Source organism: Terrabacter sp. 01T434 (genome assembly GCF_056398545.1).
Map to the genome: position 1 here is coordinate 141,872 of NZ_JBFTPP010000008.1, position 16,244 is coordinate 158,115.

The window sequence follows — 16,244 nt, forward strand, 5'->3', positions numbered from 1 at the left end:
GTTCTCATTCCTGTCACGAAACATCGTGACACCGAGACCCAAGGAGCACTCAATGGCCAAGCGCACCGACCTGCGCCCCGTCGTCACCCTGCGTTCGACCGCCGGTACCGGGTACAGCTACGTGACCCGCAAGAACCGGCGCAGCAACCCGGACCGCATGGTGCTGCGCAAGTTCGACCCCGTCGCTCGCGAGCACGTCGACTTCCGCGAGACCCGCTGACCTGATCGAAAGAGCAGCTTGTCGGAAAAGACCGCAATCGAAAGAGCAGTTCGTCGCCGAGTCCCTGGGTCTCGAGCCCACAGGAGGGCCGACGAACTGCTCTTTCGATCGTTGGGCGAACAGCGGGTCAGCGGGCGAGCGTCCGGGCCTGCTGGTCGGCGGGCGCGCTGGGCGACGTCCTGGCCGGTCTCGTGGTCGGCGCCACCCACGGGACGACAGCCGGGACGACAGTCGGGGCGAGCGGGGAGAAGGCCGCGACGACGTCGATGCCGTCGCGCAGCAGCCTGACGAGGCGCTCCTCGGGGTCGTCGACGCAGGCCCGCGCGATGCCGTCGACGGCCAGGGCGACGACCTTGGCCGCGTTCGAGGGGCGCACCGCTGCAGCGTTGAAGCCCATGCGTGCCAGATGGATCCGTGCCCAGCGCTCCGCTGCCGGCGAGGTCGCGAGTGCGGTCCGTGACGCCTGGGAGAGCTGCCCGGCCGAGCGGCCGTCCTGCTCGGCGAGGATGCCTTCGGCGTTGAGGATCGCCAGGGCCATGACGTTCTGACGCTCCTCCGCGGCGATGGGCAGTGCCGCGCGCGCTGTCGTGAGCACGAGTGCCGTGGCGACGCGCGGGTCATGCGGATTGAGGCCCACCACCTCCGGGATCATCGTCACGAGGCGCTGCCGGTGAGTCTCGTCGAGCATGTCGTTGACGCAGCGGGCGAGCGTCGCGAGCACCGGGTGGGTGCACTCCGGATGGTCGCTCCAGCGTTCACCGGCGAGGAACGAGGCCATCTCCATGAAGCAGGCGCCCTTGCGGGGGCTGCGGTGGCGGCCGCGTGACAGCACCGGCACGCCGTCGGGCACGAAGGGGGCTCGTCGTGACATCGTCGCTCCTCGGACTTTCCCTCGAGATCCTGCGCGGATTCCTTCATGGTGCGCCTCAATCCGCCGCTTGGCCACCCCTTCTGTCCAACCCGACCCGGGCGCATGGGTTGCGGGATCCACCACACTCCTGTCGACGGGCCCCGGAGTGTGTGCCACAAGATGATGCTCGACCACTACCAGCAGACGAAGAACCTCCTCGTCTCCTACTCGCCAGATGCCCTCGGCTTCCCCGAGCCGGGTCGACCTCACCGGTGAGGCGGCGGACCTGCTCCGCCGCCTCACCGGCCTGCACGGGCTCCTGCTGTTCCACCAGTCCGGCGGCTGCTGCGACGGCAGCTCGCCCATGTGCTTCCCGGTCGGCGACTTCATCACGAGCGAGGCCGACGTCCACGTCGCCGACCGGGTGGTCGACGGTCTCGAGGAGCCCGTGGGCTTCTGGATGTCGGCCTCGCAGTATGCGTACTGGAAGCACACGCACCTGACTGTCGACGTCGTGCGGGGGCGGGGGAGCGGCTTCTCCGTCGAGGCGCCGGAGGGCGTGCGGTTTCTCATCCGCTCGCGCCTGTTCACCGCCGCCGAGCTGGCCGCTCACGATCGCGTATGCCGTCTGGCCGGGACGACGGCCCGGCTCAGGGGTAGTCGACGACCGTCACAGGCGTGTCGGGGTTGGCGATCGTCGCGGACCCGCCGACGCCGTTGACGACGTGGCGGATGCCGCCCTTGCCGGTGGACGGGTCGAGGAAGATCGTCAGCAGGTCGTGCAGACGCACGCCGGGCGTCGTCGGCACCTCGAACGCGTTGGCGGCGAAGATGTCGACGCCCTGGTTGAAGAAGCTGTAGGAGCCCATCCCGGACCCCGAGAAGCTCTTCACGTCGGACCCGACGAGCAGGGCTGGGTAGCCCTCGTGGCCCGGCGCCGACATCCAGGCAGCCTGGCTCGGCGGGTCGTAGGGCAGCTCGTTCTGGAAGAACGTGACCGACCCGTGCTCACCGTTCCAGATGACCTCGGTCTTCTGGTAGTGCTCGACGAAAAGCCCTGTCGCAGTGACGTAGTCGCCGTTGACGACGAGTCCGGTGTCGGCGGTGTTGCTCGTCCAGCCGACACCGTTGCCGTGATCGGCACGCCAGGCCCAGATGTCATCGAGCACGACATGGTCGCTGTTGACCTCGAGGCTGACCGTGGCCTTGCCGACGTAGGGCCCGCCGACGCGGAAGAAGACGTCCTGCAGGGCGGTCGGGTCGGCGGCGCTGCTCCACCCGGCACGGCTCGGACCCTGTCCCTTGGCGGCACGCTGGGTGCCGAGCTGGAGCAGGACCGGCGAGTTGACCGGCCCGGCGTCGAAGGTGATGCCGGCGATGTCGACGCCCGGCACGTCGGCGACGCTCATCGCTACCTGCCCGGTGGTCGGGGTGAGGCTGGCGAGGCCGAGCCCCAGCACGACGGTGTCGGCCCGCTTGACCCGCAGGGTCTGGTCGAGGTGGTAGACGCCGGGGGTGAGCAGCAGGTTGCGGCCGCGGGCGAGCTCGCGGTTGATCGCCTGCGCCGAGTCCGAGGGCCTGGCGACGTAGAAGTCACCGAGGCCGACCGAGCGCCCGGGCGTCGACCCCGATGCCCACGAGACCCCGCTCGTGTCGGTCGCGGCCGACGGCACGAAGACGCGGTAGCCCCCCGACTCGTCGACATAGAGGTAGGGCTTCTCGCGGCTCACCGAGGTCTTGGCCACGGTCGTGTACGGCCCGCCGCACGCCGAGGCGGCGGGGAAGCACTCGGCGGGGGCACCCTCGACACCGGAGAAGACCTGGTTCCAGACGCCGTTGGTCCAGGTGCCGACGGTGCTGTTGCGCGTGAAGAACTGCTGCTGCGACCCGTTGACGACGGTCCCGTCGAACTTCGAGTCGGCGATGAAGCCGCCACTGGCGAACGACGGACCGGTGCAGTAGTCCATCAGCGTCGTCAGGCCCTTGACGTGCACCCGACGCAGCGGCGCCGCCTGCGACACGGCCCAGAACTGGCCGCTGTAGCAGCCGGCGTCCGGGTTGGTCACGTTGATCGTCAGGTTGGACATCGAGCGCCAGAAGTTGTCGAGTGCGATGCACCCGCTCGGCCGGCACTGGTTGCGCACGTAGACCGAGCCGTTGATGACGACGTCGCCCGGATTCTTCCCGAGACCGGCGACCTCGGTGTAGTAGCCGACCGGGAAGTTCAGTGGCTGGTCGGCGGAGCCGTAGGTGCCGGGCCTGAAGAGGATGGCGTGGCGCTCGGGACCCATCTCGTTGGACACCTGGGCGGCGGCGATCGCGTCCACCTTGGCCTGGATGTCGGGGGTCGACATGGATGGGTCGAGCACGAGCGTGCCCGCACCGAGGTCGGGTGTGCTGGCGGCCGCGGTGGTCGCGGACGACGGGGCCGGAGCCGCTCCGGCTCCGGCGGCGGCAATGGTCGGGACGGCTGCAGTGGCGACGGCCAGAGCCGCGATGGCCAGGAGGTGGAGTCCGCGGGCCGGCCGGCCGCGTCGTTCTCGTCGTTGAGTCATGGGCTCACCTTTCACGGTGGCGACGGGTTGGGCAAGAGTTTGTGAGAGCGTTCTCACGGTGCGGCCGGCGAGAGGCCGAAGCACCCGCGAGTGGGACGCCGAAGGCCCCCTCGGGGGAGGGGGCCTTCGTGACCGCTGACGGGAGGACGTATGCCGTCTGCCGGGCTCAGCCGACCGGCGTGGGTTCCGGGTCGGGCTGGGGCTCAGGCGTCTGCGTCTCGGTCGCCCCGCCGTCGCCGTCGCCCCGGCGGACGGCCGCGAGGAGCATCTGCGCGACGTCGACGACCTCGACGGCGTCGGTGGCCTTGCCGTCCTGGATCGCGGCGTTGAGGCCGTCGGAGAGCATGACCTTGCAGAACGGGCAGCCGACGGCGATGCGCTCGGCGCCCGTCGCGAGGGCCTCCTCCGTGCGGTTGTTGTTGATCCGCGTCCCGAGCTTCTCCTCCATCCACATGCGGGCGCCACCGGCGCCGCAGCAGAACGACTTCTCCTTCGAGCGCTCCATCTCGGCGTACTCGACCCCGGGCAGGATCTGGAGCAGCTCCCGCGGCGGGGCGTAGACCTGGTTGTGCCGGCCCAGGTAGCAGGGGTCGTGGTACGTGACCTTGGCCCCGGTCGAGGCGGCTCCGGTCAGGGTGCCGGCCGACGACGCGTCGCCGGGTCGGGCGACCGGCGTGAGGCGCTTCTCGCGGACGAGCCGGTTGAGCAGCTGCGTGTGGTGCAGCACCTCGTACTGCCCGCCGAGCTGCGGGTACTCGTTCTTGATCGTGTTGAAGCAGTGGGCGCACGTGACGACGATTTTCGTCGCGCCGACCTCGTTGAGGGTCTCGACGTTCTGCTGCGCGAGCATCTGGAAGAGGAACTCGTTGCCGGCACGGCGGGCCGAGTCGCCGGTGCAGGCTTCGCCGTCACCGAGGACGGCGAAGCTGACGCCGGCGGTGTCGAGCAGCTCCGCGACGGCGCGCGTCGTCTTCTTGGCGCGGTCCTCGTAGGCGCCGGCACAGCCGACCCAGAAGAGGTAGTCGACCTCGTTCAGGTCCTCGACGTCCTGGCCGACCTGCTTGACCTCGAAGGGCAGGTCCTTGGCCCAGTCCATCCGCAGTCGCGGCGCGAGGCCCCACGGGTTGCTGTTCTTCTCGAGGTTCTTGAACAGGCCGTTGAGCTCGGCGGGGAAGGCCGATTCGATGAGGTTCTTGTAGCGGCGCATGTCGACGATCGCGTCGACGTGCTCGATGTCGACGGGGCACTGCTCGACGCAGGCGCCGCACGTCGTGCACGACCAGAGGACGTCCTCGTCGATGACGGCGTCGGGGCCGTGCGGGTTGTAGGCCGTCAGCGGGTGACGGATGTCGTAGCCGGTCTCGCCGACGAGCTGCTCGGTGGCGACGGCGCCCTTGGTGGCGACGCTGAAGCCCTCGGCCGCGTCGATGCCGCCGGCGCGCACCTCCTCGGAGGCGAGCAGCCACGGCGACTTGGCGTACGCGTGGTCGCGCAGCGTCATGACCAGCAGCTTTGGGCTGAGCGGCTTGTCGGTGTTCCAGGCCGGGCACTGGCTCTGGCACCGACCGCACTCGGTGCAGGTCGTGAAGTCGAGCAGGCCCTTCCACGTGAAGTCCTCGACCTTGCCGACGCCGAGCGCGGCGTCCTCGTCGAGCTCGTCGACGTTCTCGAAGTCGAGGACCTCGCCGCCCACACGGATCGGCTGCAGCTCACCGAGGCTCGTGCGGCCGTCGGGGTGCCGCTTGAAGAAGATGTTGAAGAAGGCGAGGAAGCGGTGCCAGGCGACGCCCATCGTCGGCTGCAGGGCGATGGTGATCATCCACGCGAAGCTGATGATGATTTTGACCGCGGCGATGACGACGATGAGGTTCTCGATGGCCCCGATCGACAGGCCGGTGAAGAAGTTGCCGATCCAGCCGGTCAGCGGGAAGTGCAGGGCGGTGTCCATGCCGGTGCCCGTCTTGCGGGCGAGGGTCCACTCGAGGGCACGGAGCAGGCCGATGCAGAGGGTGACGCCGAGGATGGTCAGCTCGACGTAGTACGCCTGCCACCAGGTGGATCCGAAGAAGCGGCTGCGACGACCGTCCTCGCCGGCGGCCGAGCGCGGGTGGTTCTTCTGCCGGATCGCCATGAGCACGAGGATCGATATGAAGCCGGCGAAGGCGAAGAAGTCGGTGATCCACTCGTAGAGGAAGAAGTGGCCGATCACCGGCAGGACGAAGTCCGGTGCGAAGAGCTGGCCGAAGGCGTTGAGGAGGGTGAAGAAGAGGACCCCGAAGCTGATCATCGTGAACCAGTGCGCGATCGCCACGACCGGCAGGCGCGACATGCGCGTGTGGCCGAGGAACTCGCGCAGCAGCGTCCGGGTGCGGGCCCCCTTGTCGTCACCGCGGTCCTCGGGCTGCCCGAGCCGGAACGTGGCGAGGAAGTGGTTGACCGTCTTGACGAGCAGGGCGACGGCCACGGCGGTCACGCCGAGGCAGACGACGACGGCGACGATCTGGAGCGCACTCATGCCGGGGAGTCTACTGACGAGTTAGCAAGCGCTTAGTGAATGTGACGGCCGTCGCGCCGTGACGCTCGTCCCCTTCGTCCCGGTGCTGCACACGCGCGCCCCAGCCCGCGGGACGGCCTGCGCCCGGATCTTGGGCGCCACTTGGCACTGGATAACGACGTGTTGGAATATGTATAAGGAGAGCCCGGTTGTCGATAGCGATCCGGGTCGCCAGACCGTCCCGCCGCACTCAGCCGAAAGGGCCCACCGCAATGCCGATCTACGACGACGTGACCAAGCTGATCGGCAACACGCCGCTCGTGCGCCTCAACAAGGTCACGGATGGAGCGCCGGCGACCGTTGCCGCCAAGCTCGAGTTCTACAACCCCGCCAACTCCGTCAAGGACCGCATCGGGGTCGCGATCATCGATGCGGCCGAGGCGAGCGGCGAGCTCGAGCCGGGCGGCACGATCGTCGAGGCGACGTCCGGCAACACCGGCATCGCGCTCGCCATGGTCGGCGCAGCCCGCGGCTACAAGGTCGTCCTGACGATGCCGGAGTCGATGAGCAAGGAGCGCCGCGCGCTGCTGCGGGCCTTCGGCGCCGAGCTCGTCCTGACCGATCCGTCGACCGGCATGAAGGGCGCGGTCGCCAAGGCCGACGAGATCGCCGCAGAGCGTGGCGGGGTGCTCGCGCGCCAGTTCGCCAACGAGGCCAACCCCGAGATCCACCGCAAGACCACCGCCGAGGAGATCTGGAAGGACACCGACGGCGAGGTCGACATCGTCGTCGCCGGCATCGGCACGGGCGGCACCATCACGGGTGTCGGCCAGGTCCTCAAGGCCCGCAAGCCCGGCGTGCAGATCATCGCCGTCGAGCCGGCGGAGTCGCCGATCCTCAACGGCGGCCAGCCCGGCCCCCACAAGATCCAGGGCCTCGGCGCCAACTTCGTCCCGGAGATCCTCGACACCGAGATCTACGACGAGGTCATCGACATCGACGCCGAGACGTCCGTGAAGTGGGCCCGGCGCGCCGCGACCGAGGAGGGTCTGCTCGTCGGCATCAGCTCCGGCGCTGCCATCGCGGCCGCCGTACAGGTGGCGCAGCGCGAGGAGAACAAGGGCAAGACGATCGTCGTCGTCATCCCCTCGTTCGGTGAGCGCTACCTGTCCACCATCCTCTTCGAGGGTCTCGTCGACTGACCGTCGTTGCACATCAAGCACCCCGAGGAGTTCGTGCATGAGCACCGCACCACAGATGGACCACGAGCCGAGGCCGGCCGAGAAGCCGCTGACGCTCGTGCGCGGTGACGGCGGGTCGGACGCGCGTCTCGTCTCCGACGAGCGTTCGTATGCCGGCCCGCTCGGTCTCGTGCGCAAGCTCGCCGACCGGGCCCTCGAGGACGTCGACGGCGCCATCGCGCGAGACCCGGCCGCGAACTCCCGGCTCGAGCTGGTGCTGACGTCGCCGGGCCTGCACGCCGTCTGGGCACACCGCGGTCTGCATGCGCTGTGGAAGCAGCCAGGCGGCCGACTGCCGGCGCGAGTGCTCGCCACGGTTGCACGCTCCATCACCGGCGTCGAGATCCACCCTGCGGCCCGGCTCGGTCGACGCTTCTTCATCGACCACGGCATGGGGGTCGTCATCGGCGAGACCGCCGAGGTGGGGGATGACGTCATGCTCTACCACGGCGTCACGCTCGGAGGCCGGTCGCTGCAGCACGTCAAGCGCCACCCCACGGTCGGCAACCGCGTCACCGTCGGCGCCGGCGCCCGCGTGCTCGGGCCGGTCCACGTCGGTGACGACGTGCAGATCGGGGCGAACTCCGTCGTCGTCAAGGACGTTCCGGCAGGCGCGGTGGCGACCGGCATACCGGCAGTGATCCGCTTCCCGAAGCGGGACGCCACCAACCAGTGGCTCGACCCTGCGATCTACATCTGACCCACCGCGGATAGACTCCCGGGACACTGGAGGGCTCGCATAGTGGCCGAGTGCGGCGGTCTTGAAAACCGCTATGGGTTCATAGCCCATCGTGGGTTCGAATCCCACGCCCTCCGCCACGTGCGCCCGTCGGGCGCAGGCATGAAAAAAGGGGCTCCGGAGATCCGGAGTCCCTTTTGTTCTCATGCGCTGGTCTCGCGACGAGTCCAGCGTGCACGCGTTGTCAGAGCAGGCCGAGCCGCTCCTCGAACGTCGTGCTGGAGTTGTACTGACCGACCGGCACTGACGTGGACGGACGGTTCATGGCCGCGAACAACGACACGATGTACGACATCTCTGTATTCAGTTTCCTTGTGGTTGAGCCCAGTTCGTGCATGGGTGAGGGCTCGGTGGTCGACCGTCATTGCGGGACGGTCAGGACCGGCGGACAGCCCCCGACCGAGCCGCGGTTCATGGCACGGGACAAAGGGGTTGTCTGCACCGCAATCGTAACAGTTCCGCAACCATGCTCGGTGCCATCGTTGACCTTTGGGCGACGCCGTGAGATAGGACAGTGTGACCAGACAGCCCGGCCCGGACCCCACGCCCGAAACTGCCGACGTCCTCGGGCGACTGGCTCCGCTCGAGCTGGCCTCCGCCAGGCCGCTCGTCCTGCGCGGCAAGCATTTCGACTCCGCCACGCCCGCGGTCATGGCGATCGTCAACCGAACCCGTGACTCCTTCTTCAGCGGCAACCGGCACGCCGATCTGGAGTCGGCCAAGGCGGCTCTCGTCGATGCGATGGAGCTCGGCGCCGACCTCGTCGACGTGGGCGGAGTGAGGGCCGGTCAGGAGGGTGAGGTCGTCGATGCCGAGGAGGAGATCCGCCGCGTCGTCCCGTTCCTCCAGTGGGCTCGTGCGGAGCACCCGGACGTCCTCCTGAGCCTCGACACGTGGCGTTCGGAGGTCGCCCGCGAGGCAGACGGCGTCGTGGACCTCGTGAACGACACCTGGGCCGGACACGACCCCGACCTCGTCCATGTCGCAGCGGACCTCGGTGCCGGATACGTCATCTCACATACCGGCGGCCTGCCGCCGCGCACCGACCCCGTCGACGTCACCTATGGCGACGACCCTCTCGACGTCGTGCGGGACGTCGTGCGCACCCTGGCGGACGGCGCCCATGCGGCGGAGCTGGCCGGCATACCTCGTGAACGGATCCTCGTGGACCCCACGCTCGACTTCGGCAAGACCACGGCGCACTCGCTCGAGGTGTTACGACACACGGCTGACGTGGTGGCGCTCAATTACCCTGTGCTGCAAGCGATGTCGCGGAAGGACTTCGTCGGGGAGGCGCTCGACCTGCCAGCCGAGGAACGCCTCGAGGGGTCGCTCGCGGCGACCGCGGTCGCCGCGTGGCTGGGAGCCACGGTCTTCCGTGCGCACGACGTGCGGGCGACCCGTCGGGTGGTCGACATGGTCGCGACGATCCGTGGAGATCGCCGACCTCGACTGGCGCTGCGAGGCACCCGACGTGTCGCCGGGGACAACGGCTCCTGAACGCCCAGAAGATGCTGTCATCTGACGGGCCGACCGATCGGTATTCTGCTAGGTTCGTCGCGGTTGCAGTTGCAGTTCCTCGTCGTCGAGCAGGGCCCGTCATCCGCAACGATGACGGGATTTCTTTTCGACATCGGTGGGTTCGCCCGTCGAGTGGGGTCGAAGCGGCAGCTTGGGATGCGCGAGGTGCGTTGTCCCACACGCTAAAGAAGGAAGAGTTACCCGTATGGCACAGGGCACCGTCAAGTGGTTCAACGCTGAAAAGGGCTTCGGCTTCATCGCCCAGGACGGCGGCGGCCCCGACGTTTTCGTCCACTACTCGGCCATCCAGTCGAACGGCTACCGTTCGCTGGAAGAGGCGCAGCGAGTCGAGTTCGAGGTCACGCAGGGTCCCAAGGGCCCGCAGGCCGACGCAGTTCGCCCGCTCTGATCGATAGGGATCAACAGCAACGAGCGACACCCCATCGTCGTTTGTGACAAGGCCCCCCGGCTTCGGCCGGGGGGCCTTGTTGTTGTTGTTGTTGTCGCCGTGGCTGGCCCGGCGGCGCCGGCCCGCAGAGGACGTCGCGGGCCGGCACCGGGTCGAGGTCAGCTCACGCGCACTCGTCCGTCGGCGGGGCCGAGGTCGCCCCGCCGGACGGCGTCGAGGGGGTCGGCGTCGGGGTGCTCGGCGTGGAGGGGGCCGGCGTCGCGGTCTGGGAGCCGCTCGGCTTGGGCGCGGGAGCAGGCGGGGGAGCAAGCGCGGCCTTGACCATGGCGCGGATCTTCTCGTAGTCGGGGCGCGCCGTGTTCACCCCGGCCTCGGGAGTGAGGGGGAGGCTCGTGATCGTCGACTTCTGCACGCGCTCCATCAGGTCCACGAACGCCATGAGGTTGTCGGCCGGGATGTCGGTGTAGATGTTGTCCTTGGCGATCTTGGCCAGCTCGGCGTACTTCCCGAGCATCGCCCCGGGGTTGACCTGCTGGACGACCGCGCGGATGACGCAGCGCTGGCGCTGCATCCGGTAGTAGTCGCTGTCGGTGGCGCGGGCTCGGGCGTACCACAGCGCATAGTGACCGTTGAGCTTCTGGACCCCGGCCTTGAACCAGCCCTCGTTGTTCACCACCTTGGTGGGGTCGACGTGGCTCTGGTAGCCCCCGATGGGCAGGCGCCCGCTCGGGCCGAGCTTCACGTTGACGGTGACACCACCCATGGCATCGACGAGCTCCTCGAACCCGTGCAGGTCGACGACCACGCTATAGGCGATCTTGAGGCCGAGCACCTCACTGATCACCTGGCGGGTCTCGTAGCGGCCGGCGCTCTGCTCGCCGGCGTAGGCCGAGGGGTGCTCCTGCTTGTACGTGTCCGCCTCGGTCCAGATGGCGTTGAGCATGCACTCGTCGTTCGCTGCCTGGTGCAGGCAGGTCGGACGACCGTAGGAGCCGCTCGGGTAGACGTTCCGCAGGGGGCTGGAGGCCGGCAGTGGGACCCGCTCGAGGTTGCGCGGCAGTGAGATGAGGACGGTGTGGCCCGTCTTCGTGTCGATGCTGGCGACGATCATGGAGTCGGTGCGGGTGCCGGTGCGGCCCACCCCGGAGTCCGAACCGAGCAGCAGCACGTTGACGCGTGGCGTCTCGGCCCACGGGTCCTCGCCCGTCACGATCTTGGCCCCCTCGCCGGGCTTCGCCGGCGCCGCCTGGAACACGCCCTTGACGGTGTCCTTCGTGATGGTGGTGAGCTCGGCGAACTTGAAGGACGAGGCCGCCACGAGGAAGACCATGAGCGTGGTGAAGGCCGCGAGCGCGCGTGTGCGGCCCCGGTCCAGCCGGGTCGGGCGTGACTGGACCGCGGTGAGGATGATGGACCCACACCACACGATGCCGACGACCACGAACACGACGGCGACGGTCTGCAGCACGGTCGGCTGCGCGACGATCGACAGTGCGGTGTTGGTCAGGCCGTGTCGTGCGACGTAGTAGCCGCCCGCGACGAGGCTGGCGAGGGCCAGGATGAGCAGGACCCAACCGATCTTTCGGCTGCGCGTCCGGGTCAGACCGGCCCCGGGCACGACCGTGCCGAGAGCGGTGAGGCCGAGGGCGCGACGGAAGCCCGACCTGAGCTCGCGTCGAAGTGCCTCGCGGGTCGGGGGCGCAGCCGGACCTCGCGTGTTCGGTTGGGTCATGGAGTCCTCTCTCACCGACCCGTCCGCACGAGCCGCCTGCACATTGTGCCTCGCCAACCTGATATGCGCCGCATCCTGCGGGGTAAGGCACGCCGCGGACGAGCCCCCCGGTTTGGGTCGGGTGCGCCAGTGCCGGTAGCCTGTGCTCGCCCGCGCATCCGCCGCCGCCTCGGCGGCGTCGTCGTGGGCACGGAGGCGTCGCATAGTGGCCTAGTGCGCCCGCCTGCTAAGCGGGTTGAGGATAAAACCTCTCGCGGGTTCAAATCCCGCCGCCTCCGCCGACGAAGAAGGACCCCCGACACGCTGTGTGTGTCGGGGGTCCTTCCGTCTGTCCGGACGGGTCAGTCGGTGGAGGAGCCGTCGGCGTCCTCGCGGCTGCGCCGGCGGCGCTGCGTCAACGGGAGCACCACCCAGAGGGCGATCGCGAGCAGCGCGAGCGACCCGCCGATCCAGAAGGCGGTCGTGTGCGACAGCAGGACGTCGAGCACGAGCACGACCCCGCCGATGATGCCGGCCCCGAGGAAGAAGAGCCCGGTCCCGATGAGGGTGTCGGTGTGCCGGACGACGAAGTCCTTGAGCCCTTCACGGAAGAGCATCCGGTGCATCGCGACGGGCGTCATGAACACGAGGGTGCTGATCGCGATCGACACCAGCGTGGCGACGTAGATGTCGCGCTGCAGGTTCGTCAGCGCCGAGAAGCGCTGCTGGAAGGGGATCGTCAGCAAGAAGGCGAAGAGGATCTGCACGCCGGCCTGGGCGATGCGCACCTCCTGCAGCTGCTCGCCGAAGTTGCGGTCGAGCCGCTCGGCCTCCGACTCCTCGCGCCGGTAGGGGTGTGCGTCGCTCATGGCCCACATGTACCCCACGGACCCCGCCGAACGACAGGGGGCGTATGCCGTGGGCCCGGGGGCACGGCATACCTCGTCGGGCTCAGGCCGGCTTCGACGGGCACCGAGGGATGACGGAGGGCCCGGCACCGTGAGGTGCCGGGCCCTGCATCACGTCGTCCACCGCCCGCCGGCCAGCAGGCGGTGGACCGGACCTCTAGTGACCGCTGACGCGGGCCTTGAGACCGTCGAACTCGGCCCACAGCTCCGCGGGGAGCTGGTCGCCGAACTTGTCGAACCACTCCTGGATGAGGGGCAGCTCCTTCTCCCACTCGGCCGCGTCGACCTTGACGGCCTTGGCGACCTGCTCGGGCGTCATGTCGAGCCCGTCGATGTCGAGGGAGCCCTCGGTCGGCACGAACCCGATCGGGGTCTCCACGGCATCGGCGTCGCCGTCGAGGCGCTCGATGACCCACTTGAGGACGCGGCTGTTCTCACCGAAGCCGGGCCACAGGAAGGAGCCGTCCTCCTGGTCGCGACGGAACCAGTTGACGCCGAAGATGCGGGGGAGCTTGGAGGCGTCCGCGCTCTTGCCGATCTCGAGCCAGTGGTTCATGTAGTCGCCGGCGTGGTAGCCGATGAAGGGCAGCATCGCCATGGGGTCGCGGCGGACGACGCCGACGGCACCGGTCGCGGCTGCGGTGGTCTCCGAGGAGAGCGTCGCCCCGATGAAGGTGCCGTGCTGCCAGTCGCGCGACTCGTAGACGAGGGGCACGGTCGTCTTGCGGCGGCCGCCGAAGAGGATCGCGTCGATGGGCACGCCGTTCGGGTTGTCGTACTCCGGGGCGATCATCGGGCACTGCTTGGCGGGCGTGCAGAAGCGGCTGTTCGGGTGGGCCGCCTTGGTGCCGGCCTCGCCGTCGGCCGGCGTCCAGTCGTTGCCGAGCCAGTCGGTGAGGTGGGCCGGCGGCTCGTCCGTCATGCCCTCCCACCAGACGTCGCCGTCGTCGGTCAGGGCGACGTTGGTGAAGACCGAGTTGCCGTGCTCGATGGTCGCCATGGCGTTGGGGTTGGTCGACTCGCCGGTGCCGGGGGCGACGCCGAAGAGCCCGAACTCCGGATTCACGGCATACAGCCGGCCGTCCTCACCGAAGCGCATCCAGGCGATGTCGTCGCCGACCATCTCGGCCTTCCAGCCGGGAACGGTGGGCGTGATCATCGCGAGGTTCGTCTTGCCACACGCAGAGGGGAACGCGGCCGCGACGTAGTGGACCGAGCCCTTCGGCGAGGTGAGCTTGAGGATGAGCATGTGCTCGGCCATCCAGCCCTCGTCGCGGGCGATCGCCGAGGCGATGCGCAGCGCGTAGCACTTCTTGCCGAGCAGGGCGTTGCCGCCGTAGCCGGAGCCGTAGCTCCAGATGGTGCGCTCCTCGGGGAAGTGGACGATGTACTTCGTGTCGGAGCACGGCCACGCGACGTCGGCCTGACCCTCGGCGAGCGGGGCGCCGACCGAGTGGAGGGCCGGGACGTAGGTGGCGTCCGTCTCCTCGATCTTGTGCAGCACCGAGTCGCCGCAGCGGGCCATGACGAGCATCGAGACCACGACGTAGGCCGAGTCGGTGATCTCGACGCCGAACATCGGGACCTTGGCGTCGAGGTGACCCATGACGAACGGGATGACGTACATCGTGCGGCCCTGCATGCTGCCGCGGTAGAGCTCGGTCATCCGAGCCTTCATCAGCTCGGGCGCCATCCAGTTGTTGGTGGGCCCTGCGTCCTTCTCGTCGACGGAGCAGATGTAGGTCCGGTCCTCGACGCGTGCGACGTCGGTGGGGTCGCTCGCGCAGTAGAAGGAGTTCGGCTTCTTGCTCTCGTCGAGCCGCGTGAACGTGCCGGCCTCGACGAGCTGGTCGGTCAGCTCGGTCCACTCCTCGGGGGAGCCGGTGATCCAGCGGATGTCGCGCGGCTGCGTCAGCTGTGCGACCTGCTCGACCCATGCGGCCAGTCCCGCGTGCGTCGTGTGTGTCTGTTTCTCGTGGGTCGTGGTCAACTCGGGGCCCATCCCTTCGCGCGCGGTGCCGCCCGGCACCACGTCGTGCCGGTGTGAAGCTGCTCCCCACGTGGATCCCGGGCCGGCCCGGATCGGGCCGCAGGTGTCCACATGCTGAACAGATGACGTGATGACTTCAAGGTACGCGCCGCCGGGAGCGCCTTTGGCCGCAAGCAGGGGGGAGGGCGGTGAGACGGCTCACACCGCCTGAGGGCCGCAAGAAATACGACGACTGTCTGTCGGTTTCTTGCAGGAATTTCAGTACCCGTCCGTAGGTCGGGAGCCCGTCGGGCGCCGCGGTCACGGCCAGACGGCGTATGCCGGTTGCGACCGTGCCGACGCCGGCGCCGGCCGCCCGCGGGTGACCGATTTCGTGGATGCGGACCCGAGGCGCTAAGGTAACTTTTCGTTCCTCCCAGTGACGGAACGACGCACCCGTAGCTCAACGGATAGAGCATCTGACTACGGATCAGAAGGTTTGGGGTTCGAATCCCTACGGGTGCACTCTGTGTTGAGACAGAACACCGCACCCCGATCGGTTCCCGGTCGGGGTGTCGTGCTGTCCGGCCCTGGTCGACGGGCCCGTTCATCCCGAGGGGGTGAGGCTGCGCCGTCCGGCCGTCGTCACGATGAGGACATGACGGTGCTGGCCGAACGCTGGACGACGATCGCGGGCGTCCGGGTCTTCTACCGGGAGTCAGCCGGCGGTCCGGGTGCGGCGTCGATGATGCACCTGCACGGCTTCGGGCTGTCTGGCCGCTACCTGCTCCCCACGGCCGAGCGCCTGGCGGGGGAGTTCCACACCCTCGTGCCTGACCTGCCGGGCTTCGGCCGCAGCGGCAAGCCGCGCGAACCCCTCGACGTGCCCGAGCTCGCCCATGCCGCGGCGGCATTCCTCGACGACCGGGGCATCGACAGGGTGACGCTCGTCGGCAACTCGATGGGGTGCGCCGTCATCTGCGAGTTCGCGCACCACTACCCGGAGCGGCTCGAACGGGCCGTGCTCGTCGCGCCTGCGGGTGGGCTCCACAACCAGCCGCTGCACCGAGCCGTCCGGCAGCTGGCCCGTGACGGCATCCGGGAACCCGTGCAGCTCCTGCCGGTGGCGGTCCCCGACTACCTCAGGTTCGGCGTGCCCAGCACGATGCGGATGTTCCGGGCGCTCACGCGCTACCCCGCTCTGGACCGCCTGCTGGCGCTGCACATCCCCACCCTCGTCGTCGTCGGCAGCGCCGACCCCCTGATGCCCGCGCTGCCCCGGATCCAGCAGATCGCCGGGCAGACCGACAACCACGTGCTGCTCGTCGTGATCCACGGCGCCGCCCACGCCATCAACTTCAGCCATCCCGGTGAGCTCGCGAACGTCACGCGCCAGTTCATGGCGGACCAGCCGATCCGCGACGACCCCGACTCGCCGGGCGACGCGCGCGCCTACGAGATCCACCGCGGCGTCCACCTGCCTCCGCTGCCCGCGCCCGACGGGCCGGCCTGAGCCTGGCGCGTCGGCGTGCTGATGTGAGTTCACTCCACTTCGGTCCCGTTCCCTTGCGCCAGGGCCGGGCCCGGAGTTGGGTGTGGGGAGACCCGTCCGATGCCGCGCCCGAGA

The 16,244-nt window shown here is 69.0% G+C and carries 13 protein-coding genes and 3 tRNA genes; 10 read left to right on the plus strand and 6 right to left on the minus strand.

The genetic code is table 11. The features are described from left to right. Positions 1–52 precede the first annotated feature (52 nt). A complete protein-coding gene (rpmG, locus tag AC1DIW_RS17130) occupies positions 53–220 on the plus strand; it encodes a 50S ribosomal protein L33 (RefSeq protein WP_020143871.1) in 168 nt (55 codons plus the stop codon). A gap of 127 nt (positions 221–347) precedes the next feature. Here the strand turns inward: rpmG and AC1DIW_RS17135 are convergent, their stop codons facing one another. Beyond that, positions 348–1,091 carry a hypothetical protein gene (locus tag AC1DIW_RS17135; protein WP_478109678.1) on the minus strand — a complete coding sequence of 248 codons (744 nt, stop codon included), beginning with the start codon at positions 1,089–1,091 and terminating at the stop codon, positions 348–350. A 214-nt stretch (positions 1,092–1,305) separates the two neighbouring features. On the opposite strand from AC1DIW_RS17135, the gene AC1DIW_RS17140 reads away from it, so the two are divergent. Continuing rightward, positions 1,306–1,791: a DUF779 domain-containing protein gene (locus tag AC1DIW_RS17140; RefSeq protein WP_478109680.1), complete on the plus strand. Its 486-nt coding sequence runs from the start codon at positions 1,306–1,308 to the stop codon at positions 1,789–1,791. Here AC1DIW_RS17140 and AC1DIW_RS17145 read toward each other — a convergent pair. Together AC1DIW_RS17145 and AC1DIW_RS17150 are read right to left on the minus strand one after the other, a co-directional pair. Further along, positions 1,721–3,625, minus strand: coding sequence for an adenylyl cyclase (locus tag AC1DIW_RS17145; protein WP_478109682.1), 1,905 nt, complete (start codon positions 3,623–3,625; stop codon positions 1,721–1,723). The two genes, AC1DIW_RS17140 and AC1DIW_RS17145, sit on opposite strands and share 71 nt — an antisense overlap. Before the next feature lie 166 nt (positions 3,626–3,791). Then, positions 3,792–6,140 carry a (Fe-S)-binding protein gene (locus tag AC1DIW_RS17150; protein ID WP_478109684.1) on the minus strand — a complete coding sequence of 783 codons (2,349 nt, stop codon included), beginning with the start codon at positions 6,138–6,140 and terminating at the stop codon, positions 3,792–3,794. Between the two features lie 251 nt (positions 6,141–6,391). Here AC1DIW_RS17150 and cysK point away from each other — a divergent pair, with 251 nt between their 5' ends. The 5 genes from cysK (at position 6,392) to AC1DIW_RS17175 (ending at position 10,029) form a co-directional block, all read left to right on the plus strand. Then, complete coding sequence (cysK, locus tag AC1DIW_RS17155; protein WP_442279373.1) at positions 6,392–7,321, plus strand: cysteine synthase A; 930 nt, start codon at positions 6,392–6,394, stop codon at positions 7,319–7,321. 37 nt (positions 7,322–7,358) lie between these two features. Beyond that, positions 7,359–8,060: a serine O-acetyltransferase EpsC gene (gene epsC, locus AC1DIW_RS17160; RefSeq protein WP_478109686.1), complete on the plus strand. Its 702-nt coding sequence runs from the start codon at positions 7,359–7,361 to the stop codon at positions 8,058–8,060. A 28-nt stretch (positions 8,061–8,088) separates the two neighbouring features. Beyond that, a tRNA-Ser gene (locus AC1DIW_RS17165) sits at positions 8,089–8,179 on the plus strand. A 493-nt stretch (positions 8,180–8,672) separates the two neighbouring features. Next, entirely contained in the window at positions 8,673–9,599 is a 927-nt protein-coding gene (gene folP / locus AC1DIW_RS17170; RefSeq protein WP_478109808.1) for a dihydropteroate synthase, read from the plus strand. Positions 9,600–9,825: 226 nt separating this feature from the next. After that, positions 9,826–10,029, plus strand: coding sequence for a cold-shock protein (locus tag AC1DIW_RS17175; protein ID WP_030200907.1), 204 nt, complete (start codon positions 9,826–9,828; stop codon positions 10,027–10,029). 163 nt (positions 10,030–10,192) lie between these two features. On the opposite strand, the gene AC1DIW_RS17180 is transcribed toward AC1DIW_RS17175, so the two are convergent. Then, the gene (locus AC1DIW_RS17180; protein WP_478109688.1) at positions 10,193–11,761 is read right to left on the minus strand and encodes an LCP family protein; all 1,569 of its coding nucleotides are present in this window, start codon (positions 11,759–11,761) and stop codon (positions 10,193–10,195) included. A gap of 191 nt (positions 11,762–11,952) precedes the next feature. On the opposite strand from AC1DIW_RS17180, the gene AC1DIW_RS17185 reads away from it, so the two are divergent. Beyond that, a tRNA-Ser gene (locus AC1DIW_RS17185) sits at positions 11,953–12,039 on the plus strand. Between the two features lie 63 nt (positions 12,040–12,102). Here AC1DIW_RS17185 and AC1DIW_RS17190 read toward each other — a convergent pair. Together AC1DIW_RS17190 and AC1DIW_RS17195 are read right to left on the minus strand one after the other, a co-directional pair. After that, positions 12,103–12,609, minus strand: coding sequence for a DUF6328 family protein (locus tag AC1DIW_RS17190; protein WP_478109690.1), 507 nt, complete (start codon positions 12,607–12,609; stop codon positions 12,103–12,105). A gap of 196 nt (positions 12,610–12,805) precedes the next feature. Continuing rightward, entirely contained in the window at positions 12,806–14,650 is a 1,845-nt protein-coding gene (locus AC1DIW_RS17195; RefSeq protein ID WP_478109692.1) for a phosphoenolpyruvate carboxykinase (GTP), read from the minus strand. 419 nt (positions 14,651–15,069) lie between these two features. On the opposite strand from AC1DIW_RS17195, the gene AC1DIW_RS17200 reads away from it, so the two are divergent. Both AC1DIW_RS17200 and AC1DIW_RS17205 read left to right on the plus strand, forming a co-directional pair. Then, a tRNA-Arg gene (locus AC1DIW_RS17200) sits at positions 15,070–15,142 on the plus strand. Positions 15,143–15,275: 133 nt separating this feature from the next. Then, positions 15,276–16,130 (plus strand): alpha/beta fold hydrolase, encoded by an 855-nt coding sequence (locus AC1DIW_RS17205; protein ID WP_478109693.1) that lies wholly within the window; start codon positions 15,276–15,278, stop codon positions 16,128–16,130. Positions 16,131–16,244 lie beyond the last annotated feature (114 nt).